Raw genomic sequence first — 26,693 nt, 5'->3', positions numbered from 1 at the left:
GGCCTTCACCTGATTTCGTGCCGAAGCGGAGGGGCATGGCATGAGTGACGACGCCACCGGCACGGCGACGGCGGAGCAAGGATTGGCGGGCGCGCATCACGGCGTCGCCAGCTTCGAGGACGAGGCACCGAGCCCGCTGCGGCGGGTACAGCACTTCTTTCACCAGAACCCGACGGCCATTCCGGCGATCATCCTGCTGATCGCAGTGGTGGTGTTCGCCTTCGTCACCGGGGGGCGGTTCTTCGGAACGCTCAACCTGTCGCTGATCCTGGCGCAGGTGACGCTGATCGCGCTGCTTGGGACGGCGCAGACGCTGGTGATCATCACCGCCGGCATCGACCTGTCGGTCGGCGCCATCATGGTGCTGAGCTCGATCATCATGGGCAAACTGGCGGTGGACTACCAGGTCCCCGTCGTCATCGCGTTCCCGCTGGGCCTGCTGACCGGGCTGGTTTGCGGACTTTTCAACGGCCTTCTGGTCACGCTGCTGAAGCTGCCCCCGTTCATAGTCACGCTTGGCACCTGGAGCATCTATGGGGCGCTGATCACGCTGGTTTCCAATGCGGCGACCATCCGCTCGCAGGCGCTGGACCAGTTCGCGCCATTTCTCAAGTCGATGGGCGCGCGCATCCCGCTCGGGGGCGGCGCATTCCTGATGTATGGCTCGATCCTGATGATCCTGGTGGCGGCATTGGTCTGGTACATGCTGAGCCGCACCGCCTTCGGGCGACATGTCTACGCCATCGGCGACGACCCCAATGCAGCGCGGCTATCGGGCATTCAGGTCAACAAGACGCTGATCGGGGTCTATGCGCTGGCCGGGCTGATCTGCGGGGTTGCCGGCTGGGTGCTGATCGGACGCGTCGGGGCGGTGTCGCCGCTGGGCAACCAGACCGCCAACCTCGATGCCATCACCGCCGTGGTGATCGGCGGCACCTCGCTGTTCGGCGGGCGCGGATCGATCCTCGGCACGCTGTTCGGCGCGTTGATCGTGGGCGTGTTCGACTCGGGGCTGTCGCTGACGGGCGTCGATCCGCTGTGGCGCCAGCTCACCGTGGGTGCGCTGATTATCGTGGCCGTTGCCATCGACCAGTGGATCCGGAGGATTTCGTCATGACGACGCCGGTGCTGGAGGCCCGCGGGCTCACCAAACGCTATGGGCGGGTGGTGGCGCTCGACGAGGCGGACTTCGACCTGCAGGAAAACGAAATCCTCGGGGTGATCGGCGACAACGGCGCCGGCAAGTCGACGCTGATCAAGGCGCTGTGCGGTGCGGTGATCCCGGATGGCGGGGAGATCCGGCTCGGCGGCAAGCCGGTGCATTTCCGCTCACCCATGGAAGCGCGGATGGCGGGGATCGAGACGGTGTACCAGGACCTGGCGCTCTCCCCTGCCCTGTCGATCGCCGACAACATGTTTCTCGGACGGGAACTGCGGAAGCCGGGGCTTTCCGGCAAGCTGTTCCGGCGTCTTGATCGCGCGCGCATGCAGAAGATCGCCCGCGAGAAGCTGTCGGACCTGGGCTTGATGACCATCCAGAACATCAACCAGGCGGTGGAGACGCTGTCGGGCGGACAGCGCCAGGGCGTGGCGGTGGCGCGGGCGGCGGCCTTCGGCAGCCGGGTGGTGATCATGGACGAGCCGACGGCGGCGCTCGGCGTCAAGGAGAGCCGCAAGGTGCTCGACCTGATGCAGGACGTAAAGCGGCGCGGCCTGCCGATCGTGCTGATCTCGCACAACATGCCGCACGTGTTCGAGGTGGCGGACCGCATCCACATCCACCGGCTGGGCAAGCGCATCGCGGTGATCCGGCCGAAGGATTTTTCCATGTCGGACGCGGTGGCGATCATGACCGGGGCGATGCCGCCGCCGGTGACTTGAGAGGAACAAGATGGATCTGGGTTTGCGGGGCAAGGTTGCCGTCATCACCGGCGGCACCGTGGGTATCGGACTCGCGGTGGCGGAGGGATTGGCCGCCGAGGGCGTCGATCTGGTGCTGGTGGGGCGGGACGGTGGCCGGGCCGAGCGCGAGGCGGTGCGCGTGGCCGAGGCGCATGGGGTGACGGCGATCGGGGTGGCGGCGGATGTCGCGACGGCGGCCGGTTGCGAGGCGGTGGTGGACGCGACGAAGCGGAAGTTCGGTGGCGCCGATATCCTGATCAACAATGCCGGGACCGGATCGAACGAGACGATCCAGGACGCCGACGACGCCAAGTGGCAGTATTACTGGGACCTGCACGTGATGGCGGCGGTGCGACTGGGGCGCGACCTGGTGCCCACGATGCGGGAACGCGGCGGCGGGGTGGTGCTGCACAACGCCTCGATCTGTGCGGTGCAGCCGCTGTGGTACGAGCCGATCTACAACACCACCAAGGCGGCGCTGATGATGTTCTCCAAGACCCTCGCCAACGAGGTGGTGAAGGACAATATCCGGGTGAACACCATTAATCCCGGGCTGGTGCTGACGCCGGACTGGGTCAAGACCGCCAAGCAGATAGCCGGGGAGGATGGGTACCAGGCGCACCTGCAGGGTGTGGCCGACGAGGCCGGCGGCATGCAGCGCTTCGCCACCCCCGAGGAGCTGGCGCATTTCTTCGTGTTCCTGTGCTCGAACAAGGCGAGCTATTCGACAGGGTCGACGTATTTCGTGGATGGCGGGTGGTTGAGGACGGTGTGAGGGGGTGGCGCTGGTTCACCGCTCATTGCAGCAGCCCCCACCTTTGCCATTCGGGCACAGCCCTCATGGCCTTCTCACCTGAAATCGCTCCACTGGAGCGATTTCGCCTTCGGCCGGCTCGAAGCCCCCGCGAGCGGGGGAGGGACGGGCCGGTGGGTGCGTAGTGGCTGCGGCAGGCGCCGATGCGCCCCTCCCCCGCCTGCGGGGGAGGCTGGGTGGGGGTGAGTTCCACAAAAGCTCCGTGTCATTCCTGCGAAAGCGGGAATCCAGCCTGAGGTGGTTTCACCACTATCTGGCGGCGGTGGAGAGATCTCGGGATGGGCCCCGGCTCAAGGCCGGGGTGACACCGAGCGTGTGGATAGGGTGGTGAAGCGGTCGGGGCGCCGGCCCCCACCTAACCTCCCCCGCGAGCGGGGGAGGGATCGGGCCTGTGGGGGTGGAGGGGCTGCGGCAGGTGCCGATGCGGCCCCTCCCCCTTGAGGGGGAGGTTGGGTGGGGGTGGCTCCACAAATGTCGCGGTGTCATTCCCGCGAAAGCGGGGGTCCAGCCTGAGGTGGCTTCACCACCATCTGGCGGCCGTGGAGAGATCTCGGGATGGACCCCGGTTCAAGGCCGGGGTGACATCGAGTGGGTGGGAGAGGCCGCTGGGTATTCAGGGCCTCAGTCTTCCTCGACGAACACCTCTTCACGCTTCTTGCGGATGCTGGGGAGGACGGCGATCACTACGGCGGTGACGGCGAGGAGCAGCAGGGCGGCGGAGATGGGGCGGGTGATGAAGATGGAGGGGTCGCCGCGCGAGATGATCATGGCGCGGCGCAGGTGTTCTTCGAGGAGCGGGCCGAGGACGAAGCCGAGCAGGAGCGGCGCCGGTTCGCAGCCGAAGCGGATCAGCAGGTAGCCGACGATGCCGAAGAAGGCGATGGCGTAGATATCGTAGATGTTCTGGTTGATCGAGAAGGTGCCGATGCAGGCAAAGAGCACGATCGCCGGGAACAGCACGCGATAGGGGATGGACAGCATCTTCACCCACAGGCCCACCAGCGGCAGGTTGAGGATGACGAGCAGCAGATTGCCGATCCACATCGAGGCGATGATGCCCCAGAACAGCGCCGGCTGGTCGTTGATGACGTTGGGGCCCGGGGTGATGCCCTGGAGGATGAAGGCACCGACCATGAGCGCCATCACCGGGTGCGCCGGGATGCCGAGGGTCATCAGCGGAATGAAGGAGGTCTGCGCCGCGGCATTGTTGGCGGATTCGGGTCCGGCGACGCCCTCGATGGCGCCCTTGCCGAATTCGCCCGGCGTCTTGCTGAGGCGCTTTTCGGCGGAATAGGAGGCGAAGGAGGAGAGGATATGTCCGCCGCCCGGTAGCACGCCCAGCAGGGAGCCGAGGCCGGTGCCGCGCAGGATGGGCATGGTGATGCGGCGGATGTCCTCGCGGGTGAGCCAGAGGTTGGAGACCTTCTTGACCCCGACTTCGCGCTCGGTCTCGCGCTCGAGATTGCGCAGGATCTCGGCGACACCGAAGACGCCCACGGCAACGGCGACGAAGTTGAGGCCGCCGAACAGTTCGCGCACGCCGAAGGTGAAGCGGGGCTGGCCGGTATAGATGTCCTGCCCGACCATGCCGAGCAGGAGGCCGAGGACGATCATGCCGAGCGCCTTGAGGATGGAGCCGTGGGCCAGGGCGATGGAGACCAGGAGACCGAGGACGATCAGGGAGAAGTATTCCGGCGCGCCGAAATTGAGCGCGGCGCGGGCGAGCGGCGGCGCGAAGAAGGCGAGCAGGAGCGTCGCCACCGAGCCGGCGAAGAAGGAGCCGATGGCGGCGGAAGCGAGCGCCGGACCCGCTCTGCCCTGCCGGGCCATCTGATAGCCGTCGATGGCGGTGACGGCGGCGGAGGACTCGCCGGGCAGGTTGATCAGGATGGCGGTGGTGGAGCCACCATACTGGGCGCCGTAGTAGATACCGGCCAGCATGATCAGCGCCGTTTCGGCATTGAGGGTGAACGTGATCGGCAGCAGCATGGCGATGGTGGCGGTGGGCCCGATGCCAGGCAGCACGCCGACCAGTGTGCCGAGCAGCACGCCGAGGAAGCAGTAGAGGATGTTGACCGGGTCGAGCGCGACGGTGAAGCCCAGCGCGAGGGAAGAGAGAAGGTCCATCACGCGTCTCCTAGAACCGCAGCCAGGGGCCGAACCACGGCACCAACAGGCCGAGGCCGACAACGAAGATCAGCACGCACAGCACGCAGAGGCCGACGCTGATCACGAGCGCCGAGAGAATGGTGTTGCGGCGGCTGGACAGGGCGGTGGCGAAGCCGGAGATCAGCACCACGGGAATGAAGCCGAGGCCGCGAATGGTCGCGGCAAAGAAGATGATGGTGCCGAGCACCAGCGCCATACCGCGCCATGGCCAGGGGGGAGCCGCTTCCTCGTCGGGATTGTTGAGCCCCTTGATGGCCACGGCGACGCCGAGCAGCACCAGAATGCCGCCGAGAACGACAGGCATGAAGCCGGGGCCCATGCGGAAGGGCGTGCCGAAGTCGTAGCGCAGCGCTTCGAGCGCAAAATACGAGCCGAAGGCGATGAACATGGCCGCCGAGGCCAGATCGTTCCGGGAAGCGTTGAGCACCATTGTCCCCCTGATGCAGCAGGTCTCCGGCCCCGCAGGGTCGGAGACCTCGTTCGGTTTCGGACGCTTACTGCGCGGCGACGCCGGCGGCGGCGATCACCTCACCCCAGAGGGCGATCTGCTCTTCGAGGCGCTGCGCCAGGGCATCGGGCGTCGCCTCTTCGGCCGTGACCGGGGCGGTGCCGAGATCGGCGAAGCTGGTGGCGACGGTCTCGTTGGCGAGGGCCACCTGCAGCGACTGGGTCAGGCGCTCGACGATAGCGGGATCGGTGCCGGCGGGGGCATAGAGGCCGTGCCAGATGGCCAGCTCAAAGTCCTCGATGCCGCCCTCGGCCATGGTCGGCACGTCGGGAAGGACGTCGATGCGCTCGGGCGTGGTCACGGCGTAGGCCTTGATCTCGCCGGCCTGGATCTGGGAGGTGGTGTTGGTGGTCTGATCGCACATCATGTCGATCTGGCCGCCCAGCAGGTCGGTCATGGCCGGGCCGGTGCCCTGGTAGGGGACTTCGGTCATCCTGGTGTCGAGCGCGTCCATGAACAGCAGGCCGCAGAGCTGGCTGGCGGCGCCGATGCCGGCATTGGCGTAGGTGACGTTCTCGCCGTTCTCCTTGACGTGGGCGATGAGGTCCTCGAGCGTTTCGGGCTCGAAATCCTTGCGCGCCACGATGGTCATCGGCACTTCGGTGACGAGGCCGATCGGCTCGAAGTCGGTGATGGGGTCGTAAGGCAGGCTGGCGTAGAGCGCCGGGGCCGTCGACATGCCGATGTGGTGCAGCAGCAGGGTGTAGCCGTCATTGGTGGCGGCGGCGACCTGACCGGCGCCCAGCGTGCCGCCGGCGCCGCCGACATTCTGCACCACCACCTGCTGGCCGAGATCCTCGCTCATGGCTGCAGCAACGAGACGGGTGACGGTGTCGGTGGGACCACCGGCCGAGAAGGGCACGACGATGGTGATGGGCTGGGTCGGATAGTCCTGCGCCATGACGGACGGGGCCGCCAGGGCAGTTCCGGCCACCAGCGCGGCTGCAAGAATGGTGGAGACAGTCTTCATTGTTTTTCCTCCCGAGTGATTTGGGCGGCCCGAATTCCTCCCCGGGCCTGCAGTGGACGTAGCAAGGCACGTGCCACGCGGCAGCTGCAAGGCAGCCATGCGTACTTGTGCGAATTGTGCTGGCACCCCAGGCAGAAAGTTGCTCAAGTGCGACGGCAGCGCGGGCAACTTCTTGCCTAGCTGCCGGGAGGAGCCATGGTGGGGTGGAGGGGAGTACAGGGTTTGCGCCTCGAGCGCCGCCACCTGCTCCCATTCGGCATTGGTCTCGCAGCCATGCTGCTGGTCGGCTGGGGCACTTATGAAGCGACGCTCTCCAGCGCCATCGATGAGGCCGGCAATGGCGCGCAGCGGCGGCTGGCGCTGTTCGATCGTACGCTGGAGGCGATCATCGAGCGCTTCCACTACCTGCCGGTCGCGATCTCGCAGGCGCGTGAAACCCGCGCTGCACTCGAGGACCCGAGCGATGCGGCGGCGACGGAGGCAGCGAACGGCTTTCTGAGCCGGCTGAACGAGACTGCCGGGGCGAGCGAACTGTTCCTGATGGACCGCAGCGGCGCGGTGGTGGCGGCCAGCAACTGGTGGACGCTGACCAGCCTCGTCGGCACCAATTACGAGTTCCGGCCGTATTTTGCCGAGGCGATGGAGCATGGCAGCGCCGAATACTACGCCTTCGGCATCTCGACCAATGTGCCGGGCCATTTCCTGTCGCAGCGGGTGGATGGGCCGGATGGGCCGCTCGGGGTGGCGGTAACCAAGATCAACCTTGGCGAGATCGAAGCGACGTGGTGGCGGTCGGGAGAGCTGATTGCCATTCTGGACGTCAACGACGTCGCCATTCTGTCGACACGGCCCGACTGGCGCTACCGGCCGCTCAAGACCATTCCGGATAATCGGGTGGAGGCGGTCGCGACGCAGCAGCGCTATGGCGAGGCGGGCATCGACAATGCCGGGATCATCAGCGACCGCTGGCCGTCACGGGGCGCCGAGTTCGCGCATATTGCCGGGAGCGATCCGGAGACGTCGGGCTATTTCCTGCTGCGCGAATTGCGGCTGCCCAAGCATGGCTGGCGGCTGGTGTCGTTCACGCCGCTGGCGCCGCTGCATGCCACGGCGCTGACCACGGCGGGGGCAGCGGCACTCGGAACGGCCGCGCTGTTGCTGCTGATCGTGTTGCTGGTGTTGCGGCGGCGTCAGATCGCCCAGCGGCTGGCCGAACGGGAGCGGCTGGAGCAGCGCGTGGCCGAGCGCACCGAGGACCTGCATATCGCCAACGAGGCACTGCGGGCGGAAATCGCCGAGCGCGTGGCCGCAGAGAAGGCATAGGCGGAGGCCCAGGCGAGCCTGGTGCAGGCGGCGAAGCTCGCAAGCCTGGGGCAGGCGCTGGCCGGGGTGGCGCATGAGGTGAGCCAGCCGGTGGCGGCGCTGACGACGCACCTTGCCAGCGCCAAGCTGCTCGCGGCGCAGCGCCAGGATGCCGAGATCGGCGGGATCCTGGCCACCATGGACAAGGTGGTGGATCGGCTGGCGGCGCTGACCGGACACCTCAAGACCTTTGCCCGCAAGCAAAGCGAGGCACCGATGGAGGCGGAGCTGGCGAGCGTGATCAGCAACGCGCTGGAACTGGTGGACCACAGGCTGAAGGCTTTCGGGGTCGATACGGAGTATCGCCGGCCCAACCGAGCCCTGCGGGTGCGCGGCAACCCGGTGCATCTGGAGCAGGTGCTGATCAACCTGATCACCAACGCGGCGGATGCGATGGAGCACTCGCCGGTGCGGGTGCTGTCGATCGGCACGGCAGAAGCCGAGGGGCAGGTCGAGATCGCCGTGACCGACACCGGAGCGGGTGTGGCTGCGGGCGACCTGCCGAACCTGTTCGACCCATTCTATTCCACCAAGGAGGCTGGGCGGGGGCTCGGGCTCGGGCTGTCGATATCCTACGGTCTCGTACGGGACCTCGGAGGATCGATTTCCGTCGAGAGCCGTCCCGGGCATGGGGCGGCCTTCACCGTGCGGCTGCCGCTGGTGGCCACCGCAAGAAGCGAGAGTCTGACCGTATGAGTGAACCCGTCGTGCTGATCGTTGATGACGAGGAGATGGTCCGCACCGCATTGGCGCAATGGCTACGGTTGTCGGGGTTCCGGACGGAGGCGGCGAGCAACAGCGCCGAGGCCTTGGCGGTGCTGGATGATGTGCGGCCGGACGTGGTGCTGACGGATGTGCGCATGCCGGGGATGTCCGGCCTCGACCTCTTGCGCCTAGTGCGGGACCGGGCCTTGCCCTCGGAGGTGATCCTGATCACGGGGCATGGCGACGTGCCAATGGCGGTGGAGGCGATGCGGGCGGGCGCGTTCGATTTCCTGCAGAAGCCCTATGTGCCGGACCAGTTGGTGGCGAGCATTCGCCGAGCGGCGAGCCAGGCGGCGCTGAAGCGGGAGGTCGCCGACCTGAGGCGGCGGCTCGATGGCGGCGAAAACGAGCTGGCGGCGCGGCTGATCGGGTCGTCACCGGTGATGGAGGACTTGCGGCACGCTGTTCGCGAGCTGGCGCCGATCCCCACCGATGTCATCGTCCTCGGGGAGACCGGGACCGGAAAAGAGGTGGTGGCGCGGTGCCTCCATGACTTCTCCCCACGCGCCAAGGGGCCGTTCGTGGCGGTGAACTGCGCGGCCATTCCGGCGGAGCTAATCGAGTCGGAGCTGTTCGGGCACGAGGCCGGAGCATTCACCGGCGCGCGGGGGCAGAGGCTGGGCAAGTTCGAGTTCGCCAATGGCGGCACGCTGTTGCTGGACGAGATCGAGTCGATGCCGCTTCTGGCGCAGGCCAAGGTGTTGCGCGTGATCCAGGAGCGGACGGTGGAACGGCTCGGCTCGAACCGACAGATCCCGCTCGACCTGCGGATCATTGCAGCGTCAAAGGTGGACCTTGGGGCGGAGGCACAGGCGGGGCGGTTCCGGGCCGACCTGTTCTACCGGCTCAACATGGCGACGCTCCGGCTACCGCCTTTGCGCGAGCGTGGCGAAGACTGCATCTTGCTGTTCCACCACTTTGCCGAGCAGGCGGCACAGCGTTTCGGGCGCGCGGTGCCACAGTTGCATCCGGCGGACGTGAACGCTCTGATGACGCATGGATGGCCCGGCAATGTGCGTGAGTTGCGGGCGGCGGCGGACCGGTTCGCATTGGGTATCGAGGCGGCGGGACGGTCACTGGCGGGAATGCTGAACCCGCAGGATCAGGCGCTCCCCTCGTCGGGGCAGAGCTTGGCGGACCGGGTGGCGGCATATGAACGCCACATCATCGAGGCGGAGCTCGCACGCAGCAATGGCTCGGTGGCGGCGGCGGCCGAGGTGCTACAGGTGCCGCGTCGGACACTCACCGAGAAGATGGGGCGACTGGGGGTGCGCCGGAGGGCGCCCGAGCAGGTTTAGCGGCCGGAGCGCATCAGGCCGGTGATGACTTTGGCGAGACGTTCCTGAACGCCTTGCGGGCCCACTTCCGCCGGTGGCACGACGGAGGGACAGGACAGCGGCTGCGCTGGCCGGTCATGGGCTGCATCGTGCACCAGAGCGATCAGGTGCCCAAGGTCGAGGGGCTTGCGAAGCCATGGCGATGACTGGAAGCGGCTGGGCGCGTCCTTCTGGTCCTGATCCGTCGCAAAGATGATGGGCGTGGTTCGGCGCGCCAGTTCGTCTGCCAGCGAATAGACGGTGGTGCCGTATAACAGGACATCCAGGATGGCGACGTCGACGCCACGCCGGCCAAGCAGGCTTTGCGCGTAAAACGGCGTTGGCGCTGGCCCGAGGACGGTGGCCCCGAGTTCGCGCAGGTGGCGGCAAATGTCCGAGGCGACGGAGTAGTCGTCTCCTACAACGAGGATGCGCTTACCCTGGAGACTGTCGGCTGTATCGAAGTGGCTCACTTGCGATCCCCGTCCGTTCAGGTCAAGCGAGGGCGGCGGTGGGCTCGAGAAGTGCTCTGGCAATGCGGCCGACATCATAGGGCTTGCCGAACCGTTCGATGTCTCTGTGCGCGCTCGGGATCATCGTTGCGTCGTACGCGGTGGCAAACACGTATGGGATGCCACGAGAGCGCAGTTCGTCGGCAAAGGGGAAGACCGGCCTGCCCGACAGGTTCACGTCGAGGATTGCCACATCGATGGGACGACCAGACTGAAGATGCCGCCGGGCTTGCTCAAGGGTGGCGCAGGGACCGATGACGTCGGCACCCATGCTTTGCAGCGACTCAACGAGTTCGGCGACAATCAGGTAGTCGTCCTCGAGGATCAGGACGCGCCTGCCCCCAAGGATATTTCGGTACTGCATTTTCCGCTCCGCACTAACCTGGGTGAAACGCAGATGACAGGCGATTGGTTCGCGCAGAGACCGATCACGTCCGTTTTGTCCAAGTGTTCTGCGGGTTTACGGAGCCCGGTTCAGGCCTCGACGTAAGCGACGCCGGCCAGGGTGCCACTCTGCCAGCAGAGGCGGCAGGGCTGGATATTGTGCCCCGGCAACAGCAGGTAGAACTCGCGCGAGACGTGAGCCCGTTCGGCGAATTCCAGCATGGCGCCCGCCGCAGAAACGTTGCGAACGGTCACTTCATAGCGCGTGAGCCCATCGTCATCCACGAGGGTGGCGGGAAGGTGTACGGGCTGGCGAGGATGGCGGCGGCGGTCGGCACTGCTGGTGCTCATGGCACCGAGATAGTGCTGGCCACCTCCGAAGTCGACGCCGCGAACGTCTACAAGTTTATCGATCGTCCACAGGCGTGGATAACCCTGACAGAGGCCGGTGAACGGCACCAATATCGCCGCTTTCGTCGGCGCGCAGGCTCCCGCAGTGCGGGGTGTCAAGAAGCCGGAGGGCCGGCGTCACCGACTGGGGAAAGCCGATGGCGCCCTAGCCGATCAGGACACCGCGACCGCGGTGCGCGGCATCTCGGAAAAGAGCTCGGCGCGGCCGCCGCGGATGATGACGATTTCCTCGAGGCGCAGCCCGAAACGGCCGGCGAGATAGATGCCGGGTTCGATCGAGAACACCATGCCCTCGTCGAGTACGGTCTCGCTGGTGGCGGTGATGTAGGGCGGCTCGTGGATATCGAGACCGAGGCCATGGCCGGTGCGGTGGAGGAAGTTGTCGCCGTACCCGGCGGCGGTGATCACATCGCGGGCGGCACGGTCGACATCGCGTGCGAGGGCGCCGGGACGCGCCGCAGCAATGGCAGCCTCGACAGCACGATCAAGGATGGCGTGAATGTCGGCGAGGCCTTCCGGCTCGCTACCGAACCAGCCGACGCGGGTCATGTCCGAGGGATAGCCGTCGATGCGGCCGCCGGTGTCGATCAGCACCGCATCGCCGCGCTTAAGACGGGTGCTGCCGGTGTGGTGGTGGGGGAAGGCGCCGTTGGGACCGAAGCAGACGCTGCAGAACTCGGTGGTGGCGCCATTATCGCGGTAGAATTCGCGGATGGCGGCGGCGACCTCGAGCTCGGTGACGCCTTCGCGCAGGGCGGCGAAGCCCGCTTCCATGGCCCGGTCGTTGAGCAGTGCCGACTGCTTGAGGCGGGCGTACTCGCCGTCGTCCTTGCGGGCGCGGAGCCAGCCAACGGTGTCGCCGGTGAAGCGGCGCGTCGCACCCGGGAGGGCATCGAGCAACAGCAGGGCGAAATCGGCGCGCATGGTTTCATCGAGCACGACAGAGGGCGCGTCGGGAATGCCGGTGGCGGCAAGGAGATCGGAGAGAGCCTGGTTCGGGCCGTCGGCGTCGGTCCAGGGGAAGAACGGCAGGTCGGTGTGCTGGCGGGCGCTGTCGACGTTGAGCGCCGGCATCAGGAAGCCCGCGAAACCCTGGCTGACCAACAACATCACCGGCCGCTCGTCGCCATGAGGCGACAGGTCGGCGAGCCAGAGCATGTGGCTCGAGGGGCCGAGGGCGACGAGATCGGTGCCGGTCTCGGCCATGCGGGTGCGCAGGTTGGCGAGGCGGGCGGCGAGAAGAGGATTGGTCATGGCTACGAGTCCCGGTGGGTATTGAGAGCTACGCCTCTCCTGCCCTGCCCCGCAAGGGGGCTCCGGACTATTCCGCGGGCGGAGTCCAAACGGGCGGAGCCTCGCGCTCCAGCGGGCCCATGGCGGTGATGTCCTTGCCGCGGCGCATGGCGATGTTCATGCGGAAGCTGTTGCCGATGCGCTCGGAGCGCTCGATGAACACCGCGGCGATCTCGGGCGGGCAGACCCGCTCCACGGTGACGCGGAAGAGCGAGAGCCAGCGCTGGAAATGGGCGTCCTCGAGTTCGGGAATGGCCAGGTGCTTGGGCATGGGGCGGCCGGTGTAGCGGCCGGTGCCGAGCAGCATGGAGCTCCAGAAGTCGGCGATGAGGGCGAGATGGCGTGGCCACTGCTCATCGGGGATGATGCGATTGAACACGGGGCCGATCACGGGATCGCGGCGCGCCGCGGCGTAGAACTGGTCGACGACCTTGCGGATCAGCTCTTCGGTGAGGCCGTCGGGGGTTTCCCAGCCGATGCGGTGGAGGCGAGTGCCGGGCGTGGTCATGGGGATACCGGACGGATGGAATAGGTGCAGCGGCGGCCACCGGAGACGATGTGCTCCTCGCGGTTGACCTCGGCGCCGGGGCCGAGCACGGCACGGAAGACGTCGAGTTCGGCGCGGCAGAAGTTCTGGCAGGCGGTGGCGGCGGCGCAGATGGGGCAGTGGTTTTCGATCAGCACCAGGGTGCCGTCTTCTTCCTCGTGCCAGCCCGCCATGTAGCCTTCGGCGCTGCGCAAGGCGACGAGGGCGGCGACCTTGTCGCGGAGGGTCGGGGCAGTATCGAGAGCCGCGGCATAGGTGGCGCGGGTTTCGGTTTCGCGGGTGGCGATGATGGTGTCGAGCGCGCCGTCACCGAGGGCCGAGCGGACGATGTCGAGAAGCTGAACGGTGAGCGCGGCGTGGGTGTCGGGAAAGCGGGCTTGGGCCGCGGGGGTGAGGCTCCAGCGCTGGGTGGGGCGACCGACGGTGCCGGGGGTGCTGGTGGCGGCGACGAGCCCCTCCCCCGCAAGGCGCAGCAATTGCTGGCGGGCGGCTTCGCCTGTGGTGCCGAGGCGCTCGCCCAGCGCGGCGGCGGTGAGCGAGCCGTGCATCTTCAGCGCCATCAGGATCCGCTCCGATGCGCTGCGCGGCGACCAGGCCGGTGTCGCCAGATTGGAGCTTGACTTGTCCACGGCGGAGGTTTTCAAAGGCATGGCTTGGAAATTACCCGGTGAATGCACCGGATGCAAGCGCCAGTCCATCCGAGGAGAACAGAAATGGCCTTTGAACTGCCCGCCCTCCCCTATGCCCACTCCGCCCTTGCCGAGCGCGGCATGAGCCAGGAAACGCTGGAACTGCACCACGACAAGCACCACCAGGCGTATGTGACGGCCCTGAACGGGTTTGTGGAAAAGAACCCCGAGCTGCAGGGCAAGAGCCTCGAGGAAATCATCACCTTCGCCAATGGCAAGGCCGACATGCAGCCGGTGTTCAACAATGCCGGCCAGCACTGGAACCACATCCACTTCTGGAACGCCCTGTCGCCGAATGGCGGCCGTATCCCGGGCAAGCTCGAGCAGAAGATCGTCGAGGACTTCGGTTCGGTCGACGCCTTCAAGGAGCAGTTCAAGACCGCTGCGACCACCCAGTTCGGGTCGGGCTGGGCCTGGCTGGTGCTCGGCACCGACGGCAAGCTCAAGACCACCAAGTCCCCCAACGGCTCCAACCCGATCGCCACCGGCGAGGGCAAGGTGCTGCTCGGCCTCGATGTGTGGGAGCACAGCTACTATGTCGACTTCCGCAACCGTCGCCCGGACTATGTGACCAACTTCCTCGACAAGCTCGCGAACTACGAATTCGCTGAAGCCAATCTGGGCTGAGGACGTTGCCCCGGGGGTGGCGGCTTGCCCGCCGCCCTCGAGCTCCGTGGAACGGAGAGGACTTTGACTGACATGGCGGATTTCGAGCTGCCGGATACCATGCGCCTTGCGCCAGCCCGGCGGCCGCCGGTGGGCAGCGCCGAGTTTCGGGCCGCGATGTCCGCAATGGCGTCGACGGTGAGCGTGGTCACGGCGCGACGCGGCGACGAGCGGGTGGGCCGGACGGTGACCTCGATGCTGTCGCTGTCGATCGCCCCGCCGACGATTCTCGTGTCCATCGACATCGTCAGCCGGCTGGCGGACATGATCGCCAAGAGCGGCGGGTTCTCGCTGGCACTGCTGGCCGATGATCAGCGCGAGATCGCCGATGCGTTTGCCGGCGGGATCGATCCGGAAGGGCGGTTCGACGTCGGCTCGTGGACGGAATGGCCTTCGGGGCATCCGATGCTGATCGGTGCTTCCGCGGCGCTCGATTGCGAGGTCACCGGCTCGATCGAGACGGGCACGCATGTGCTGTTCGCCGGCACTGTGGTGGAGGCGGAAACCACCACCAGCCGCTCGCCGCTGTTGTGGCAGCGCCACCGCTACCACGGGCTAAGCGGGCTCGACTGATCCGGCGCAAGGTGCCAAGCTTGTCGGGCGCGCCGGCGCAACCCAGCGTCACCCCCGGCATTCTTCCCGCAAGGGAGAGACCGTATGCCCCGATATTTTTTCCACTACCGCACCGATGACGAACTGATCCGCGACCCGGAGGGCCAGGAGTTCGAGGACCTCGATGCGGCAGAGCAAAATGCCGCCGAAATCGGACGAGCGATCGTGGACCGGGCGCTGAGCCGGGGCGAGGACCCTCGCCTGCCCCGCTCGATCGAGATCACCGATGCCAAGGGGCATGACCTGCTCTATGTGGTGTTCTGGGCGGCGCCTGGCAAAGCGCGGCGCGGGCAGGAGTGGACGCCTTCGACGCTGCACTGAGGGCCAATGGCTGAGCCGATCATCTATGTCGATGCCGACGCCTGTCCGGTGAAGGCCGAGGCCATGCGCGTGGCCGAACGGCTGGGGCTGGTGATCACGCTGGTCAGCAATGGCGGCGTGCGGCCATCGCGGGATCCGATGGTGCAGGTCGTGGTGGTTGCGGCGGGTGCCGATGCGGCCGATGACTGGATCGTCGAGCACGCGCAGGCCAACGACATCGTGCTGACAGCCGACATTCCGCTGGCGAGCCGCGCCATCGACAAGGGCTGCCATGTGCTGGGCTTTACCGGCAAGCCGTTCACTACCGCGTCGATCGGCATGGCGCTGGCCATGCGCGACCTGAAGCAGCATCTGCGCGAGACCGGCGAGATCAAGGGCTATAATCCCGGTTACCGACCGGCCGACCGGTCGGCCTTTCTCAGCGCGCTCGACACGCTGGGACGCAAGGCCAAGGCGCTCGCGGCGCAATAGGCCGCAGAGGTAGGGCAGCCACGCTGTCATTTTCATCTTGGACAGGTGCGTTATGGTCCGAGAGCGAGTGACAAGGAGGCCATAGTGACGGATCAGGCGGCGGTAACCAGCCGGGTAGAGCAGCTTGCGGACAAGGAGGCGGGGCTGGCCCTGCTGCTGGAGCAGGCGCAACGGACGGCCGATCCGGAGGATCTCTCCAAGATCCCGCTTGAGGAATTCGAAGCGCATATCCGGCAGGCGATGGAGCACCTGCTGGCGCATCGCGGCGAAAGCAGCGAGATCCACCTGACGCCGCCGGCGACAGCAGGGGCACCGCTGGTCATCGACGTCATCTCCCCCGACATGCCGTTCATCGTCGACAGCGCGCTGGCGGCCGTGCGCGCGGCGGGTGGAACGATCCGGCTGGTGGTGCATCCGGTGGTGTCGATGGAAGCAGGCCGCATCAGCCAGAACGGCGGCCTGCAGCTCAGCATGCTGCACATCCACAGCGACCCCGTCGCCGATCCGGAAACGCTGCGCGAGGAAATTGCGCGAACCATGCGGGACGTGGCCTGGGCCGTGGGCGACTGGCAGCCGATGCTGACGCGGGTTCGGCAGGCGATGGGTGACCTCGAAACGGCCCCTGCCCCCAAGGGCGACGAGCCCCTGCGGTTCCTCGACTGGCTGACGGAGCACAATTTCACCTTCCTCGGCATGCGCAGCTACGAGTTGACCGGCGACAGGCTGGAGCCGGTGGCGGGTAGCGGCCTCGGCATCCTGCGCGACCCGGACGTGCGGGTGCTGCGCAGCGGCGCGGAGTTCGTGGAGTCAACGCCGGAGCTGGTGGAGTTCGTCGCGTCCGGCGAGACGGTGCTGGTGACCAAGGCGAATGTGCGCTCGCGCGTGCACCGGCGGCAGCATCTCGACTATGTCGGCGTGAAGCTGCGGGGGCCGGACGGCAGCGCGACCGGCGAATTGCGCATTGTCGGGCTGTTCACGGCGCAGGCGCTGGCGGCGCCGCATACGGACGTACCGCTGGTACGGCGAAAGATCGCCGAGGTGATGCGACGGTCCGGCTTCGATCCGCGTGCACATGACGGGCGGGCACTGATGAGCGCGCTCGACAGCTATCCAAGGGACGAACTGTTCCAGGTTTCCACCAGTGAACTGGCGGAATACGCCGCCACTATCGCTTCGCTGTACGATCGGCCGCGGGTGCGGGTGTTGCCGCGCATCGACCGGTTCGACAATTTCGTCTCGGTCCTCGTGTTCGTGCCGCGCGACCGCTACGACGTGCAGGCACGGGTGCGGATCACGCAGTATCTCGCCAAGGCCTATGACGGGCGCGTGTCGGCCTATTACCCGCACTTCCCCGAGGGGGAACTGGTGCGGCTGCACGTGATCATCGGGCGCGTGGGTGGGGAAACGCCGCGACCGAGCCGGAGCGAACTGGAAGCGCGGGTGGCGGCGCTGACCAGCAATTTCGGCGACCTGCTCGTGGCGGAAGCCGGCGACGCCGGCAGCGTCAGCGACTATCGCGATGCGTTCTCGGATGCGTATCGCTCGCGCCACGATGCCGCGACGGCGCTGGCCGATATCGCCATCCTGCGGGGTCTTGGCGACGAGGGGGATGTCGCGATGCGGCTGCGTCAGCGGCAGGCGGGTGACGGCACGCTGGCGCTGAAATTCTACCACCGCGGCACGCCCCTGCCGCTCAGCCAGCGCGTACCGATGCTGGAAGCGTTCGGGTTCACCGTGATCGCGGAGCGCACCTATACGGTGATCCCACGTGACGGGGTGGAGCGCTTCATCCATGACATGCTGCTGGAAGTGCCCGGGGGTCTGCCGGACTTCGGCGAGCGTGCCGGCAGGATCGAGGCCGGCCTCCATGCCGTGTGGTCCGGAGAAGCCGAAAGCGACCAGATCAACACGCTGGTGACCACCGTAGGTCTCGACTGGACGGAAGCGGCATGGCTCAGGGCCCTGTCGCGCTACCTGCGGCAGGTCGGGACCTCGTTCTCGCAGCGCTATATCGCCGCCGTGCTGGTGCGGCATGCCGGAGCTGCGGCGGGATTGGTGAGTCTCATCAAGGGGTTGCACGATCCGGCTGTCGTGGATCGGGAAGCTGCCGCAGAGGCGGCACGGGCACAGATCCGTGCTGCTCTCGAGGCCACCACCTCACTCGACGAGGACACCATCATCCGGAGGTTTCTCAACCTGATCGAGGCATCGCTGCGCACCAATGCCTTTCAGCGCGACGAGCATGGGGCGCCACGCCCGGCGCTGGCGATCAAGTTCGACAGCCGGCAGGTGGACGGGATGCCGGAACCGCGGCCTTATCGCGAGATCTCGGTGTACTCGCCACGCGTGGAAGGCATCCATCTGCGGTTCGGCGCCATTGCCCGCGGCGGCATCCGCTGGTCGGACCGGCCGGAGGATTTCCGCACCGAGGTGCTGGGGCTAGTGAAGGCGCAGCAGGTGAAGAACTCGGTGATCGTGCCGGTGGGGGCCAAGGGCGGATTCGTGCCGAAGCGGCTCGTGGCCGGGATGCCGCGCGAGGCAATGCAGGCCGAAGGCGTCGCCGCCTACTCGACCTATGTCGAGGCGATGCTGGACGTGACCGACAACCTCGTGGCCGGTGCGGTCGAGCCGCCACGGCAGGTGGTGCGGCGGGACGGGGATGATCCCTACCTCGTGGTCGCCGCCGACAAGGGCACCGCGAGCTTCTCCGACACGGCCAATGCGATCGCGGTGCGCCGCGGCTTCTGGCTCGGCGATGCCTTCGCCTCGGGTGGATCGGCCGGATACGACCACAAGAAGATGGGCATCACTGCCCGGGGTGCCTGGGAGGCGGTGAAGCGGCACTTCCGCGAGATGGACCGCGACATCCAGCGCGAGCCGTTCACCGTCGCCGGCGTCGGGGACATGAGCGGTGACGTGTTCGGCAACGGCATGCTGCTGAGCCGGCATATCCGGCTGGTGGCAGCGTTCGACCACCGCGACATCTTCATCGACCCCGATCCCGATGCGGAGACCAGCTACGCGGAGCGGGAGAGGCTGTTCCGGCTGCCACGATCGAGCTGGCAGGACTACGACCGGAACCTGATCTCGGCCGGTGGCGGCGTGTTCCCACGCAACGCCAAGTCCATTCCGCTTTCGTCACAGATGCAGTCGCTCCTCGGGATCAGCACCGACCACGCCGCACCGGCGGCGGTGATCTCCGCGATCCTTCAGGCCGAAGTGGACCTGCTCTGGTTCGGCGGTATCGGCACCTATGTGCGGTCGAGCCAGGAGACCGATGCGGATGTCGGCGACCGCGCCAATGACGCGATCCGCGTCTCGGCGGATACTCTGCGCGCCAAGGTGGTCGGTGAAGGCGCCAATCTGGGGGTGACGCAGCGCGCCCGCGTCGAGTTCGCACTGGCAGGTGGCCGGATCAACACCGATGCCATCGACAATTCCGCCGGGGTGAATTCCTCGGACCTCGAGGTCAACATCAAGATCGCGCTGCAGCCGCTGGTCGCATCGGGGACGATGGGCCTCGAGGCACGCAACGACCTGCTGGTGCGGATGACCGACGAGGTGGCGGCGCTCTGCCTCGAGAACAACTACCTGCAGACGCTCGCGCTTTCGCTGGCGGAGCGAACCGGGGCGGCAGAATTGCCGGATCATCGCGAGTTGATGGAGGCCCTGGTCGCTCGCGGGGAACTGGACCGCGCGGTCGAGTTCCTGCCCACCGACTCCGTGCTCGATACGCGAGCAGCGACGGGGCGAGGCCTGACTCGGTCGGAACTGGCCGTGCTGATGGCCTATGCCAAGCTGACGCTCAACGAGGACCTGCTGGAAAGCCCGCTGGTCGAGGATGGGGCGCTCGCCGGCGAACTGTTCCGCTACTTCCCCGAGACCCTGCATCGGGAATTTCCCGAAGCGATCGAGGGGCATCGGCTGCGGCGGGAGGTGATCGCCACGGTGCTGGCCAACGCCATGATCAACCGGGGCGGGCCGGCCTTCGTTACCGAGCTGACCTCGGCCACCAGCGCCGGACCCGGCGAGATCGCCCTGGCCTATGTCGCAGCACGAGAGGTGTTCGGACTCGAGGCCCTCAATGCGCAGATCGAGTCGCTGGACGGCATCATCGCCGGGGCAGTGCAACTGGAGCTGCAGGCGGCGGTGATGGCGCTGTTGCGGCAGGAAACGCTGTGGTTCCTCCGACATGCCAACCTGGCGGGCGGGCTGGTGCAGCTGGTGGAGATCCACCGCGCCGGTGCGGCGACACTGGCCCGCATGATGCCGCATGGCCTGCCATCGGCGTTGCGCGATGCCGTGACCGCTCGCGCGGCACGGATGGAAGAGCAAGGGGTGCCCTCGCCGCTTGCGCAGCGGCTCGCCAGCCTGCCGGTCATGGGCTTTGCCAGCGACGTGGTGCTGGTGGCGGAGCGCGCCGGCGTCACGGTGGAGGAGGCTGCCGAGGCGTTCTTCGGCCTGTTCGGCGATTTCGGGCTTGGCCCGGTGCTGGAGCAGGCGCGGGCGCTGCAATTGCCGGACCGGTACGACCGGATGGCGCTGGACCGGGCGCTCGCCAACCTGCTCCGGGCGCAGCGCGACCTTGCGGGGGATGTGCTGCGCAGCGGCGATGGCCCGGTGCCGGATCGGCTCGAAGCATGGCGACAGCGGCATGAGCGGGGCGTGTCACGCACCGCAGGCGCAATGGCCGCATTGGCCGAGGGGACGCTGACGGTGTCGCGGTTGTCGGTAACGGCGGGGTTGTTGTCGGACCTGGCACAGGAGGGGTGAGAACGCTCCACTGAGGGAGCGTACTCCCCTGGCTCCACCCCACCCTCGATCCCTCCCAACATGGGGAGGGGGGCCATGAACAGGATGCTGGTGGTTGCGTCGAAAGTCGTGTTGCGCGCGTTGCCGGGTTCGGGAGACTGACCGGACAAGGAGACAAGCATGACCGAACTTGCGCAGTGGCTTTCCCAGCAACCCGTCGACAGCGAACTCGGCTCCGTGATCGCCAGCATGGCTGCCGCGGGCGCGGAGATCGTCGACATGCTGGAGCAGGCGCCAATCGAAGGATTGGTCGGGCTGGTGGGTTCGGTCAACGTGCAGGGCGAAGAGCAGAAGCAGCTCGACGTCATCAGCAACGACATCGTTCTCAAGCACTTGCGCCAAAATCCCGCGGTTTCGATTCTGGTGTCGGAAGAGCTGGATGAAGCGGTTCACATGGAGAATCAGGGCGCCTACATGGTGGCGACCGACCCCCTGGACGGCTCCTCGAACCTCGATGTGAACGTCACCGTCGGCACGATCTTCTCGGTGCTGCGCGCCAATGGTGGGCTGACGCAGCCGGGGACGGCGCAACTGGCGGCGGGCTACATCGCCTATGGCCCGGCGACAACGCTGGTGGTGACGGTGGGCAGCGGCGTGGCGGTGTTCACGCTCGACAAGAACGGCGCCTTCCAGATGACGCATGAGAATGTGCGGGTGCCGGAAGCCTCGGCGGAATATGCCATCAACACGGCACGGGAACGGTTCTGGGACGCGGCCACCAAGGGCTATGTGGCCGAGAATGTTGCCGGCGAGAGCGGGGCGGCGGGCAAGCGCTACAACATGCGCTGGATCGGCTCGATGGTGGCGGATGTGCACCGCATCCTGATGCGGGGCGGGATTTTCCTTTATCCGCTCGACAGCGAAACGGCGAGCAAGGGCGGGCGGCTGCGGCTGCTGTATGAGGCAAACCCGATGGCGATGGTGATGGAGCAGGCGGGCGCAGCGGCCATCACCGGGCGCGAGCGCATACTCGATATCGTGCCGAGCGGGATTCACCAGCGGGTGCCGGTGATCCTGGGCTCGAGCGAAGAGGTGCGGCGGGTGGAGGCGTGGTACGCCAAGGGGTAATCGCCGCGGCCGAAATCGGCGCCATGTGGCAAATTGCAACGTTGCCGGGATCACGCTAGGAAGACGCGCGAAGTGGCGGCAGCAGCCGCGGGAGAGAGCATGCGCGACGTCCAGACCACCCTGCCCCGGACCAATTCCAGCCCCTGGCAGAGCCGGCCGTTTCACCGGCAGTACCTGATGCGGCAGGCCAACAACCTGTTCGACTTCTTCGAGGCGCCGTCGATCAATCCCAAGGGCGGGTTCTTCGAGCTGAGCGACGACGGAAGGCCGGTTACGCCGGATAATGCCACCCGGCAGATCCATGTGACGACGCGCATGATCCACTGCGCCACGATCGGCAGCCTGATCGGGCGGCCGGGATCGGACGAGATCGTCGACCATGGCATGCAGTATCTGTGGAACAGGCACCGCGACCAGCGCCATGGCGGCTATGTCTGGTCGCTGGACGACGAGGGGCATGTCGATCCGACCAAGCAGGCCTATGGCCATGCCTTCGTGCTGCTGGCGGCGTCGAGCGCCACGCTGGTGGGGCATCCACTGGCGCCGCAGGTGTTGGCCGACGCCACCGAGGTGATCAACACGCGGTTCTGGGACGACAAGGCCGGGGCGGTGCGCGAGGAGTTCGCCAACGACTGGTCGAACATCACCAGGTATCGCGGCCAGAACTCGAACATGCACCTCACCGAGGCGCTGATGGCGGCGTTCGAGGCGACCGGGGACAAGAGCTATCTCAACAAGGCCGAGCGGATTGCCGAGCTGATCATCGCCCGCAATGCCGTGCCGCTGGGGCACCGGGTGGCCGAGCACTTCCACGAGGACTGGTCGCTCGACAAGACCTACAAGCACGAGAGCGAAATGTTCCGGCCCTCCGGCACGACGCCCGGCCACTGGCTGGAATGGGCGCGGCTGCTATACCAGTTGTGGGTGCTCGGCGCGAAGCGGCATTCATGGATGCCGGAGGCGGCGCGCAACCTGTTCCGCAGCGCCGTCGATCTCGGCTGGGACAAGGCTCATGGCGGCTTTTTCTATACGCTGGACTGGGACAACAAGCCGGCGATGCGCGAGAAGCTGTGGTGGCCGGTGGCGGAGGCCATTGGCGCTGCGGCGTTCATTTCGGCGCATGATGTCACCGAGGATTATTTCCAGGCCTGGTACCGGTGCCTGTGGGACTATGCCGAGAACCACGTGATCGACCATGCGCGCGGCGGCTGGCTGAGCGAGCTGAGCGAAGATCTGCGTCCGGGGTCGCGGCTGTTCGTGGGCAAGCCGGATATCTATCACGCGCTGCAGGCCTGCCTGATCCCGCTTTATCCGGCCACGGGCAGCCTGACCCGGGCCATCATCGAGGCCGACCACACGATCAAGCGCGGCCACTGAGCCGACAACCGAACGGCGCCACATGCGTTCTGCCCCCGTAACAGGAGGCAGAACATGCAGGATCTCAACGGCAAGGTCGCTCTGGTCACGGGTGCCGGATCGGGTATCGGCAAGGCAGCGGCCCTGAAGCTGGCCGCAGCCGGCGCCAAGGTGGTGGTGATGAGCCGCACCGCCGAGGAAATCGAGGCTACCGCTCGCGAGATCGAGGCGGCCGGCGGCACGGCCAAGGCGATCACAGCCGACACCAGCGACGATGCCAAGATGAAGGCGCTGGTGGACGAGACGATTCAAGCTTTCGGCCGACTGGACATCGTGGTCGCCAACGCCGGCATCAACGGCGTCTGGGCCCCGATCGACGACCTAAAACCCGAGGAGTGGGACAAGACCATCGCGGTGAACCTGCGCGGCACCTACCTCACGATCCATCATGCCGTGCCGCATCTGAAGCGTGGCGGCGGGGGCTCGATCGTGGTGATCGCCTCGATCAACGGGACCCGCACCTTCACCAATCCCGGCGCAACGGCCTATTCGGTGACCAAGGCCGGCCAGGTGGCGATGACGCAGCAGCTTGCCGTGGAACTGGGCGAACATCGCATCCGCATCAACGTGATCTGCCCCGGCGCCATCGAGTCCGAGATCTCCGACAACACCAAGCAGCGCAATACCGAGGAAGCGGAGGTGCCGGCGGAATTCCCCGAGGGCGACATTCCGCTGACCGGTGGCAAGCCGGGCAAGGCCGAGGATGTGGCGGATGCAGTGCTGTTTCTGGCATCGGACGCGTCGCGGCACATCACCGGCACGCCCATCTGGCTCGATGGCGGGCAGAGCCTGCTGCGCTAAGGGGCGGCAGTCACGTTGCTTTGAGGCGTGGAGGGCGGTACAGGAGCGGCGTACCGCACCAGAGCCCTCTCCATGTCCAGCGCCCCTGCCCGTTCCGAGCCGACCGCGGATTTGACCGAACTGGCGCTGGAGGCTGCCGTCGCGGCTTCAGCGGTGATCATGGAAGTCTATGGGCGGCCGATCACTGCGGTGGCGAAATCGGACGGATCGCCGGTGACGGAGGCGGATGCCGCAGCGGAAGCCGTTATTCTTCAGCATCTTAGCCGCACCGGCATTCCGGTGCTGGGGGAAGAAAGCGTCGCCGCGGGGATCGTGCCGGAGCTGGGCGAGCGCTATTTCGTGGTCGATCCGCTGGATGGGACCAAGGAATTCATCAAGCGCAACGGCGAGTTCACGGTGAACATCGCGCTGGTGGAACATGGCGTTCCAACCCTGGGCGTAGTGCTGGCGCCAGTCACCGGAGAGGCGTTCATCGGCAGCAAAGCGGGTGCTTTCCGTTACCATCTCGACGGCAAGCGCAGCGAAATCGGGGTTATTCACGCCGAAAAGCTGCGCATCGTCGCCAGCCGCTCACATGGGCACGTGGCGCTGGCGGAACTGTGCCGCATCCTCAACGTCGAAGCCGACGTGTCGGTGGGCTCGTCCGTCAAGTTCTGCCTGGTGGCGGATGGGCGGGCGCAGCTTTACCCACGCTTTACCCCGACCTGCGAGTGGGACACCGCTGCCGGGCAAGCCGTGCTAGAGGCGGCCGGCGGGGCCGTGGTGACGCTCGATGGTCAGCCGATGCGCTATGGCAAGCACGCGGCGGGCTTTCTCAACCCCTACTTCGTGGCGGCATCGAGCCTGGAACTGGCGCAGCGCGCGGCGAAGGAAATGGCGCGCCTGGTGGGCTGATCCCGACAGCCATGCAACCAGTGCTTAACTGCTCTGACAGGAGCGTGAGCAGCATTCCCTTGCCGGGGTCAGGCGGTGCATATATAGCGCCAGCATATATCAGACCAGTATATGCTCGGGATCTGGCGCGCCATGAACGTCCGTACGCTCTGCCTATCCATCCTCTATGACGGGGAAGCGACCGGATATGAAATCCGGCGGCTGTGCGTCGAAGGCGAGTGCGCCTACTTCGTCGACGCCAGCTTCGGCTCGATCTACCCGGCGCTGGCGCGGCTCGAAACCGAGGGGCTGGTGACGAGCCGGACCGAGCAGCAAGACGGCAAGCCGGCGAAAAAAGTTTATTCCATCACCGACACCGGCCGGGAAGCTTTCGTGGCCGAACTGGGCGAGCCGTTGGGCGAGGACGTGTTCCGCAGCCCGTTCCTGCTGTTCGCGCGGTTCGCCCATATCCTCCCGTCGGAACTCGTGGAAAGCCGCATCCGCGAACAGGCGGACAAGATCGCCGAAAGCATCAAGACGATCGAGAGCGCGGCAAACCAGGGACAACTGACACCGGCTGACAAGTGGGTGGTGGATTACGGACGCACCGTGCTGGGTGTTGCGGAGCAATACATGCGTTCCCATATGCACGAACTCATCACGATGGCGAGAGCAGAGCCGAAGAAGGCCGCAGCGGAATAAGGGGCGAACAACAACAAATGCGTGCACTGTTTTCTTATGGATTGGCCTTCGGCATCCTGCTGCTTGCGGCCGCCTGGTTTGCAACCGGAACCCTGGTCCAGGGCGGCCAGGGACCGGGAAATGGCGAGAAGCCGATCATTTCGGTGATCGAAGGCGAAGAGCATGGTCCGCTGGCCACGCAGCTAGAGAATGCCGGGCTGCTGGCGCAGCATGAGGCTCCTACCAGCGACCCCAACCTGACCATCGCTCAGCGCAATCAGTCGGCACAGGCGGAAGAGCCGCTGCAGGACGTGCGCACGGTAGTCTACACGGCGCAGGCCATGCCGATCGAAGTGCCGTTGCGTGGCCGCACTCAGGCCAAGTCGGTGGTGACGGCGGTGGCCGAGACCGGCGGCACCGTCGAGACGGTGCATGTGAGCAAGGGCGAGCGCGTTGCAGCCGGTGACCTGCTGTGCACACTCGACCAGGGTACGCGCGCCGCGGCCGTGGCTCAGGCGGAAGCCGGGCTTGCCCAGGCCCAGGTGGCGCTGCAGCAGGCGCAGACGGACGTGGAAACCAATGCCAGCCTGCGGGACCGGGGCCTGGCTCCTGCCAATACTGCTTCGCAGCTGCAGGTGGCGCTGAGCGGTGCCCAGGCCCAGGTTCGTGCGGCGGAAGCAGGGCTCGACAATGCCCGCGCCGAACTCCAACGCACCGAGATCAAGGCAAAGGTCAATGGGCTGGTGCAGGACCCGGTGGCCGTTGCCGGCTCGATGCTGGCCGCGGGGGCACCCTGCGCCACCATCATCCAGCTCGACCCGATCGTGTTCACCGGCATGGTGCCGGAAGTTCATATCGGGCTGGCCAAGCTCGGCCTCGAGGCCACGATCCGGACCGTCACCGGTCAGCAGGTCAGCGGCAAGGTGACGTACATCGCCTCGCAGGCGGACAACGCCACCCGCGCTTTTCCGGTCGAGATCGAGATCCCCAACAGCGATTTCTCGATCCGTGACGGCGTGACCGCCGAAGCTACGGTCAACATCGGCAGCGCGCCGGGCCACCTGTTGCCGCAGTCGGTGCTGACGCTCGATGACGACGGCGTGCTCGGGGTGCGGACGGTCGAGGACGGCAAGGTCGCCTTCCATGAAGTGACCATCGTCAGCGACACCCGCCAAGGCGTCTGGGTGACCGGCCTGCCCGCGATCGCCCAGGTGATCACCGTGGGCCAGGAAAACGTGACGGCCGGACAGGCCGTGAATGCAATCGCGGCCAGCGCCGCGGAGGCAACAGAGTCCGAGACGACTACCGAAACCTCCGCCAGCTAGGACAC

26 protein-coding genes are annotated in these 26,693 nt (G+C 66.6%); 17 read left to right on the top strand and 9 right to left on the bottom strand.

Annotated elements, in window-relative coordinates; genetic code table 11:
- The first annotated feature begins 40 nt into the window (after nucleotides 1-40).
- From ACFSX5_RS15095 to ACFSX5_RS15085, 3 genes are read left to right on the top strand one after another with little or no spacing between them, the layout of a single operon-like run.
- Complete coding sequence (locus tag ACFSX5_RS15095) at nucleotides 41-1,117, top strand: ABC transporter permease (RefSeq protein WP_386834536.1); 1,077 nt, start codon at nucleotides 41-43, stop codon at nucleotides 1,115-1,117.
- Entirely contained in the window at nucleotides 1,114-1,881 is a 768-nt protein-coding gene (locus ACFSX5_RS15090) for an ATP-binding cassette domain-containing protein (RefSeq protein WP_386834535.1), read from the top strand. The genes ACFSX5_RS15095 and ACFSX5_RS15090 overlap by 4 nt, the downstream gene beginning before the upstream one ends.
- Nucleotides 1,882-1,891: 10 nt before the next feature.
- Nucleotides 1,892-2,677, top strand: coding sequence for an SDR family NAD(P)-dependent oxidoreductase (locus tag ACFSX5_RS15085; protein WP_386834534.1), 786 nt, complete (start codon nucleotides 1,892-1,894; stop codon nucleotides 2,675-2,677).
- Nucleotides 2,678-3,337: 660 nt separating this feature from the next.
- Here the strand turns inward: ACFSX5_RS15085 and ACFSX5_RS15080 are convergent.
- The 3 genes from ACFSX5_RS15080 to ACFSX5_RS15070 all read right to left on the bottom strand — a co-directional run bounded on the left by ACFSX5_RS15080 (nucleotide 3,338) and on the right by ACFSX5_RS15070 (nucleotide 6,363).
- Entirely contained in the window at nucleotides 3,338-4,843 is a 1,506-nt protein-coding gene (locus ACFSX5_RS15080) for a tripartite tricarboxylate transporter permease (RefSeq protein ID WP_386834533.1), read from the bottom strand.
- 10 nt (nucleotides 4,844-4,853) lie between these two features.
- Entirely contained in the window at nucleotides 4,854-5,312 is a 459-nt protein-coding gene (locus ACFSX5_RS15075) for a tripartite tricarboxylate transporter TctB family protein (protein ID WP_386834532.1), read from the bottom strand.
- Nucleotides 5,313-5,379: 67 nt separating this feature from the next.
- Nucleotides 5,380-6,363, bottom strand: a complete 984-nt coding sequence (locus ACFSX5_RS15070) for a tripartite tricarboxylate transporter substrate-binding protein (protein WP_386834531.1) — start codon at nucleotides 6,361-6,363, stop codon at nucleotides 5,380-5,382.
- A 222-nt stretch (nucleotides 6,364-6,585) separates the two neighbouring features.
- Here ACFSX5_RS15070 and ACFSX5_RS15065 point away from each other — a divergent pair, with 222 nt between their 5' ends.
- Genes ACFSX5_RS15065 through ACFSX5_RS15055 form a run of 3 tightly spaced genes read left to right on the top strand, consistent with a single transcriptional unit; the run spans nucleotide 6,586 to nucleotide 9,788 of the window.
- Nucleotides 6,586-7,686 carry a hypothetical protein gene (locus tag ACFSX5_RS15065; protein WP_386834529.1) on the top strand — a complete coding sequence of 367 codons (1,101 nt, stop codon included), beginning with the start codon at nucleotides 6,586-6,588 and terminating at the stop codon, nucleotides 7,684-7,686.
- Between the two features lie 21 nt (nucleotides 7,687-7,707).
- Nucleotides 7,708-8,421 (top strand): sensor histidine kinase, encoded by a 714-nt coding sequence (locus ACFSX5_RS15060; RefSeq protein WP_386834528.1) that lies wholly within the window; start codon nucleotides 7,708-7,710, stop codon nucleotides 8,419-8,421.
- Complete coding sequence (locus ACFSX5_RS15055; protein ID WP_386834527.1) at nucleotides 8,418-9,788, top strand: sigma-54-dependent transcriptional regulator; 1,371 nt, start codon at nucleotides 8,418-8,420, stop codon at nucleotides 9,786-9,788. Before ACFSX5_RS15060 ends, ACFSX5_RS15055 begins: the two co-directional genes overlap by 4 nt.
- Here the strand turns inward: ACFSX5_RS15055 and ACFSX5_RS15050 are convergent.
- The 6 genes from ACFSX5_RS15050 to ACFSX5_RS15025 all read right to left on the bottom strand — a co-directional run bounded on the left by ACFSX5_RS15050 (nucleotide 9,785) and on the right by ACFSX5_RS15025 (nucleotide 13,513).
- Complete coding sequence (locus ACFSX5_RS15050; protein ID WP_386834526.1) at nucleotides 9,785-10,279, bottom strand: response regulator; 495 nt, start codon at nucleotides 10,277-10,279, stop codon at nucleotides 9,785-9,787. The genes ACFSX5_RS15055 and ACFSX5_RS15050 overlap by 4 nt on opposite strands.
- Before the next feature lie 22 nt (nucleotides 10,280-10,301).
- Nucleotides 10,302-10,682 (bottom strand): response regulator, encoded by a 381-nt coding sequence (locus ACFSX5_RS15045; RefSeq protein WP_386834525.1) that lies wholly within the window; start codon nucleotides 10,680-10,682, stop codon nucleotides 10,302-10,304.
- Nucleotides 10,683-10,792: 110 nt separating this feature from the next.
- Nucleotides 10,793-11,161: a PilZ domain-containing protein gene (locus ACFSX5_RS15040; protein ID WP_386834524.1), complete on the bottom strand. Its 369-nt coding sequence runs from the start codon at nucleotides 11,159-11,161 to the stop codon at nucleotides 10,793-10,795.
- A 105-nt stretch (nucleotides 11,162-11,266) separates the two neighbouring features.
- Complete coding sequence (locus tag ACFSX5_RS15035) at nucleotides 11,267-12,367, bottom strand: M24 family metallopeptidase (protein ID WP_386834523.1); 1,101 nt, start codon at nucleotides 12,365-12,367, stop codon at nucleotides 11,267-11,269.
- Between the two features lie 67 nt (nucleotides 12,368-12,434).
- Complete coding sequence (locus ACFSX5_RS15030; protein WP_386834521.1) at nucleotides 12,435-12,914, bottom strand: group III truncated hemoglobin; 480 nt, start codon at nucleotides 12,912-12,914, stop codon at nucleotides 12,435-12,437.
- Nucleotides 12,911-13,513: a helix-turn-helix transcriptional regulator gene (locus ACFSX5_RS15025; protein WP_386835657.1), complete on the bottom strand. Its 603-nt coding sequence runs from the start codon at nucleotides 13,511-13,513 to the stop codon at nucleotides 12,911-12,913. Before ACFSX5_RS15025 ends, ACFSX5_RS15030 begins: the two co-directional genes overlap by 4 nt.
- A 153-nt stretch (nucleotides 13,514-13,666) precedes the next feature.
- Here ACFSX5_RS15025 and ACFSX5_RS15020 point away from each other — a divergent pair, with 153 nt between their 5' ends.
- The 11 genes from ACFSX5_RS15020 to ACFSX5_RS14970 all read left to right on the top strand — a co-directional run bounded on the left by ACFSX5_RS15020 (nucleotide 13,667) and on the right by ACFSX5_RS14970 (nucleotide 26,688).
- The gene (locus ACFSX5_RS15020) at nucleotides 13,667-14,269 is read left to right on the top strand and encodes a superoxide dismutase (protein ID WP_386834520.1); all 603 of its coding nucleotides are present in this window, start codon (nucleotides 13,667-13,669) and stop codon (nucleotides 14,267-14,269) included.
- A gap of 72 nt (nucleotides 14,270-14,341) precedes the next feature.
- Nucleotides 14,342-14,881 (top strand): flavin reductase family protein, encoded by a 540-nt coding sequence (locus ACFSX5_RS15015; RefSeq protein WP_386835656.1) that lies wholly within the window; start codon nucleotides 14,342-14,344, stop codon nucleotides 14,879-14,881.
- Nucleotides 14,882-14,965: 84 nt separating this feature from the next.
- The gene (locus ACFSX5_RS15010; RefSeq protein ID WP_386834519.1) at nucleotides 14,966-15,241 is read left to right on the top strand and encodes a DUF6894 family protein; all 276 of its coding nucleotides are present in this window, start codon (nucleotides 14,966-14,968) and stop codon (nucleotides 15,239-15,241) included.
- A gap of 6 nt (nucleotides 15,242-15,247) precedes the next feature.
- Complete coding sequence (locus ACFSX5_RS15005; protein WP_386834518.1) at nucleotides 15,248-15,712, top strand: YaiI/YqxD family protein; 465 nt, start codon at nucleotides 15,248-15,250, stop codon at nucleotides 15,710-15,712.
- A gap of 84 nt (nucleotides 15,713-15,796) precedes the next feature.
- The gene (locus ACFSX5_RS15000) at nucleotides 15,797-20,485 is read left to right on the top strand and encodes an NAD-glutamate dehydrogenase (protein WP_386834517.1); all 4,689 of its coding nucleotides are present in this window, start codon (nucleotides 15,797-15,799) and stop codon (nucleotides 20,483-20,485) included.
- Between the two features lie 159 nt (nucleotides 20,486-20,644).
- Nucleotides 20,645-21,592, top strand: coding sequence for a class 1 fructose-bisphosphatase (locus ACFSX5_RS14995; protein WP_386834516.1), 948 nt, complete (start codon nucleotides 20,645-20,647; stop codon nucleotides 21,590-21,592).
- A gap of 99 nt (nucleotides 21,593-21,691) precedes the next feature.
- Nucleotides 21,692-22,969 (top strand): AGE family epimerase/isomerase, encoded by a 1,278-nt coding sequence (locus tag ACFSX5_RS14990; protein ID WP_386834515.1) that lies wholly within the window; start codon nucleotides 21,692-21,694, stop codon nucleotides 22,967-22,969.
- A 54-nt stretch (nucleotides 22,970-23,023) separates the two neighbouring features.
- On the top strand, nucleotides 23,024-23,809 hold the full coding sequence (locus ACFSX5_RS14985; protein ID WP_386834514.1) for an SDR family oxidoreductase: 786 nt from the start codon (nucleotides 23,024-23,026) through the stop codon (nucleotides 23,807-23,809).
- A 72-nt stretch (nucleotides 23,810-23,881) separates the two neighbouring features.
- A complete protein-coding gene (gene cysQ, locus ACFSX5_RS14980; protein WP_386834513.1) occupies nucleotides 23,882-24,703 on the top strand; it encodes a 3'(2'),5'-bisphosphate nucleotidase CysQ in 822 nt (273 codons plus the stop codon).
- Between the two features lie 132 nt (nucleotides 24,704-24,835).
- Nucleotides 24,836-25,384: a helix-turn-helix transcriptional regulator gene (locus tag ACFSX5_RS14975; protein ID WP_386834512.1), complete on the top strand. Its 549-nt coding sequence runs from the start codon at nucleotides 24,836-24,838 to the stop codon at nucleotides 25,382-25,384.
- A 17-nt stretch (nucleotides 25,385-25,401) separates the two neighbouring features.
- Nucleotides 25,402-26,688: an efflux RND transporter periplasmic adaptor subunit gene (locus ACFSX5_RS14970; RefSeq protein WP_386834511.1), complete on the top strand. Its 1,287-nt coding sequence runs from the start codon at nucleotides 25,402-25,404 to the stop codon at nucleotides 26,686-26,688.
- Nucleotides 26,689-26,693 lie beyond the last annotated feature (5 nt).

Source organism: Devosia albogilva (assembly GCF_042685625.1).
Lineage (GTDB): Bacteria > Pseudomonadota > Alphaproteobacteria > Rhizobiales > Devosiaceae > Devosia > Devosia albogilva.
Note: the sequence above shows the minus strand (reverse complement) of the source record. Positions and strands in the feature narration are given on the sequence as shown.

What these genes read in the sequence shown, in the direction of transcription:
- ACFSX5_RS15095 (WP_386834536.1), top strand. Translation starts at nt 41, where the DNA reads ATGAGTGACGACGCCACCGGCACGGCGACGGCGGAGCAAGGATTGGCG.
- ACFSX5_RS15090 (WP_386834535.1), top strand. Translation starts at nt 1,114, where the DNA reads ATGACGACGCCGGTGCTGGAGGCCCGCGGGCTCACCAAACGCTATGGG.
- ACFSX5_RS15085 (WP_386834534.1), top strand. Translation starts at nt 1,892, where the DNA reads ATGGATCTGGGTTTGCGGGGCAAGGTTGCCGTCATCACCGGCGGCACC.
- ACFSX5_RS15080 (WP_386834533.1), bottom strand. Translation starts at nt 4,843, where the DNA reads ATGGACCTTCTCTCTTCCCTCGCGCTGGGCTTCACCGTCGCGCTCGAC.
- ACFSX5_RS15070 (WP_386834531.1), bottom strand. Translation starts at nt 6,363, where the DNA reads ATGAAGACTGTCTCCACCATTCTTGCAGCCGCGCTGGTGGCCGGAACT.
- ACFSX5_RS15055 (WP_386834527.1), top strand. Translation starts at nt 8,418, where the DNA reads ATGAGTGAACCCGTCGTGCTGATCGTTGATGACGAGGAGATGGTCCGC.
- ACFSX5_RS15045 (WP_386834525.1), bottom strand. Translation starts at nt 10,682, where the DNA reads ATGCAGTACCGAAATATCCTTGGGGGCAGGCGCGTCCTGATCCTCGAG.
- ACFSX5_RS15035 (WP_386834523.1), bottom strand. Translation starts at nt 12,367, where the DNA reads ATGACCAATCCTCTTCTCGCCGCCCGCCTCGCCAACCTGCGCACCCGC.
- ACFSX5_RS15030 (WP_386834521.1), bottom strand. Translation starts at nt 12,914, where the DNA reads ATGACCACGCCCGGCACTCGCCTCCACCGCATCGGCTGGGAAACCCCC.
- ACFSX5_RS15025 (WP_386835657.1), bottom strand. Translation starts at nt 13,513, where the DNA reads ATGGCGCTGAAGATGCACGGCTCGCTCACCGCCGCCGCGCTGGGCGAG.
- ACFSX5_RS15020 (WP_386834520.1), top strand. Translation starts at nt 13,667, where the DNA reads ATGGCCTTTGAACTGCCCGCCCTCCCCTATGCCCACTCCGCCCTTGCC.
- ACFSX5_RS15015 (WP_386835656.1), top strand. Translation starts at nt 14,342, where the DNA reads ATGGCGGATTTCGAGCTGCCGGATACCATGCGCCTTGCGCCAGCCCGG.
- ACFSX5_RS15010 (WP_386834519.1), top strand. Translation starts at nt 14,966, where the DNA reads ATGCCCCGATATTTTTTCCACTACCGCACCGATGACGAACTGATCCGC.
- ACFSX5_RS15005 (WP_386834518.1), top strand. Translation starts at nt 15,248, where the DNA reads ATGGCTGAGCCGATCATCTATGTCGATGCCGACGCCTGTCCGGTGAAG.
- ACFSX5_RS14995 (WP_386834516.1), top strand. Translation starts at nt 20,645, where the DNA reads ATGACCGAACTTGCGCAGTGGCTTTCCCAGCAACCCGTCGACAGCGAA.
- ACFSX5_RS14990 (WP_386834515.1), top strand. Translation starts at nt 21,692, where the DNA reads ATGCGCGACGTCCAGACCACCCTGCCCCGGACCAATTCCAGCCCCTGG.
- ACFSX5_RS14985 (WP_386834514.1), top strand. Translation starts at nt 23,024, where the DNA reads ATGCAGGATCTCAACGGCAAGGTCGCTCTGGTCACGGGTGCCGGATCG.
- cysQ (WP_386834513.1), top strand. Translation starts at nt 23,882, where the DNA reads ATGTCCAGCGCCCCTGCCCGTTCCGAGCCGACCGCGGATTTGACCGAA.
- ACFSX5_RS14975 (WP_386834512.1), top strand. Translation starts at nt 24,836, where the DNA reads ATGAACGTCCGTACGCTCTGCCTATCCATCCTCTATGACGGGGAAGCG.
- ACFSX5_RS14970 (WP_386834511.1), top strand. Translation starts at nt 25,402, where the DNA reads ATGCGTGCACTGTTTTCTTATGGATTGGCCTTCGGCATCCTGCTGCTT.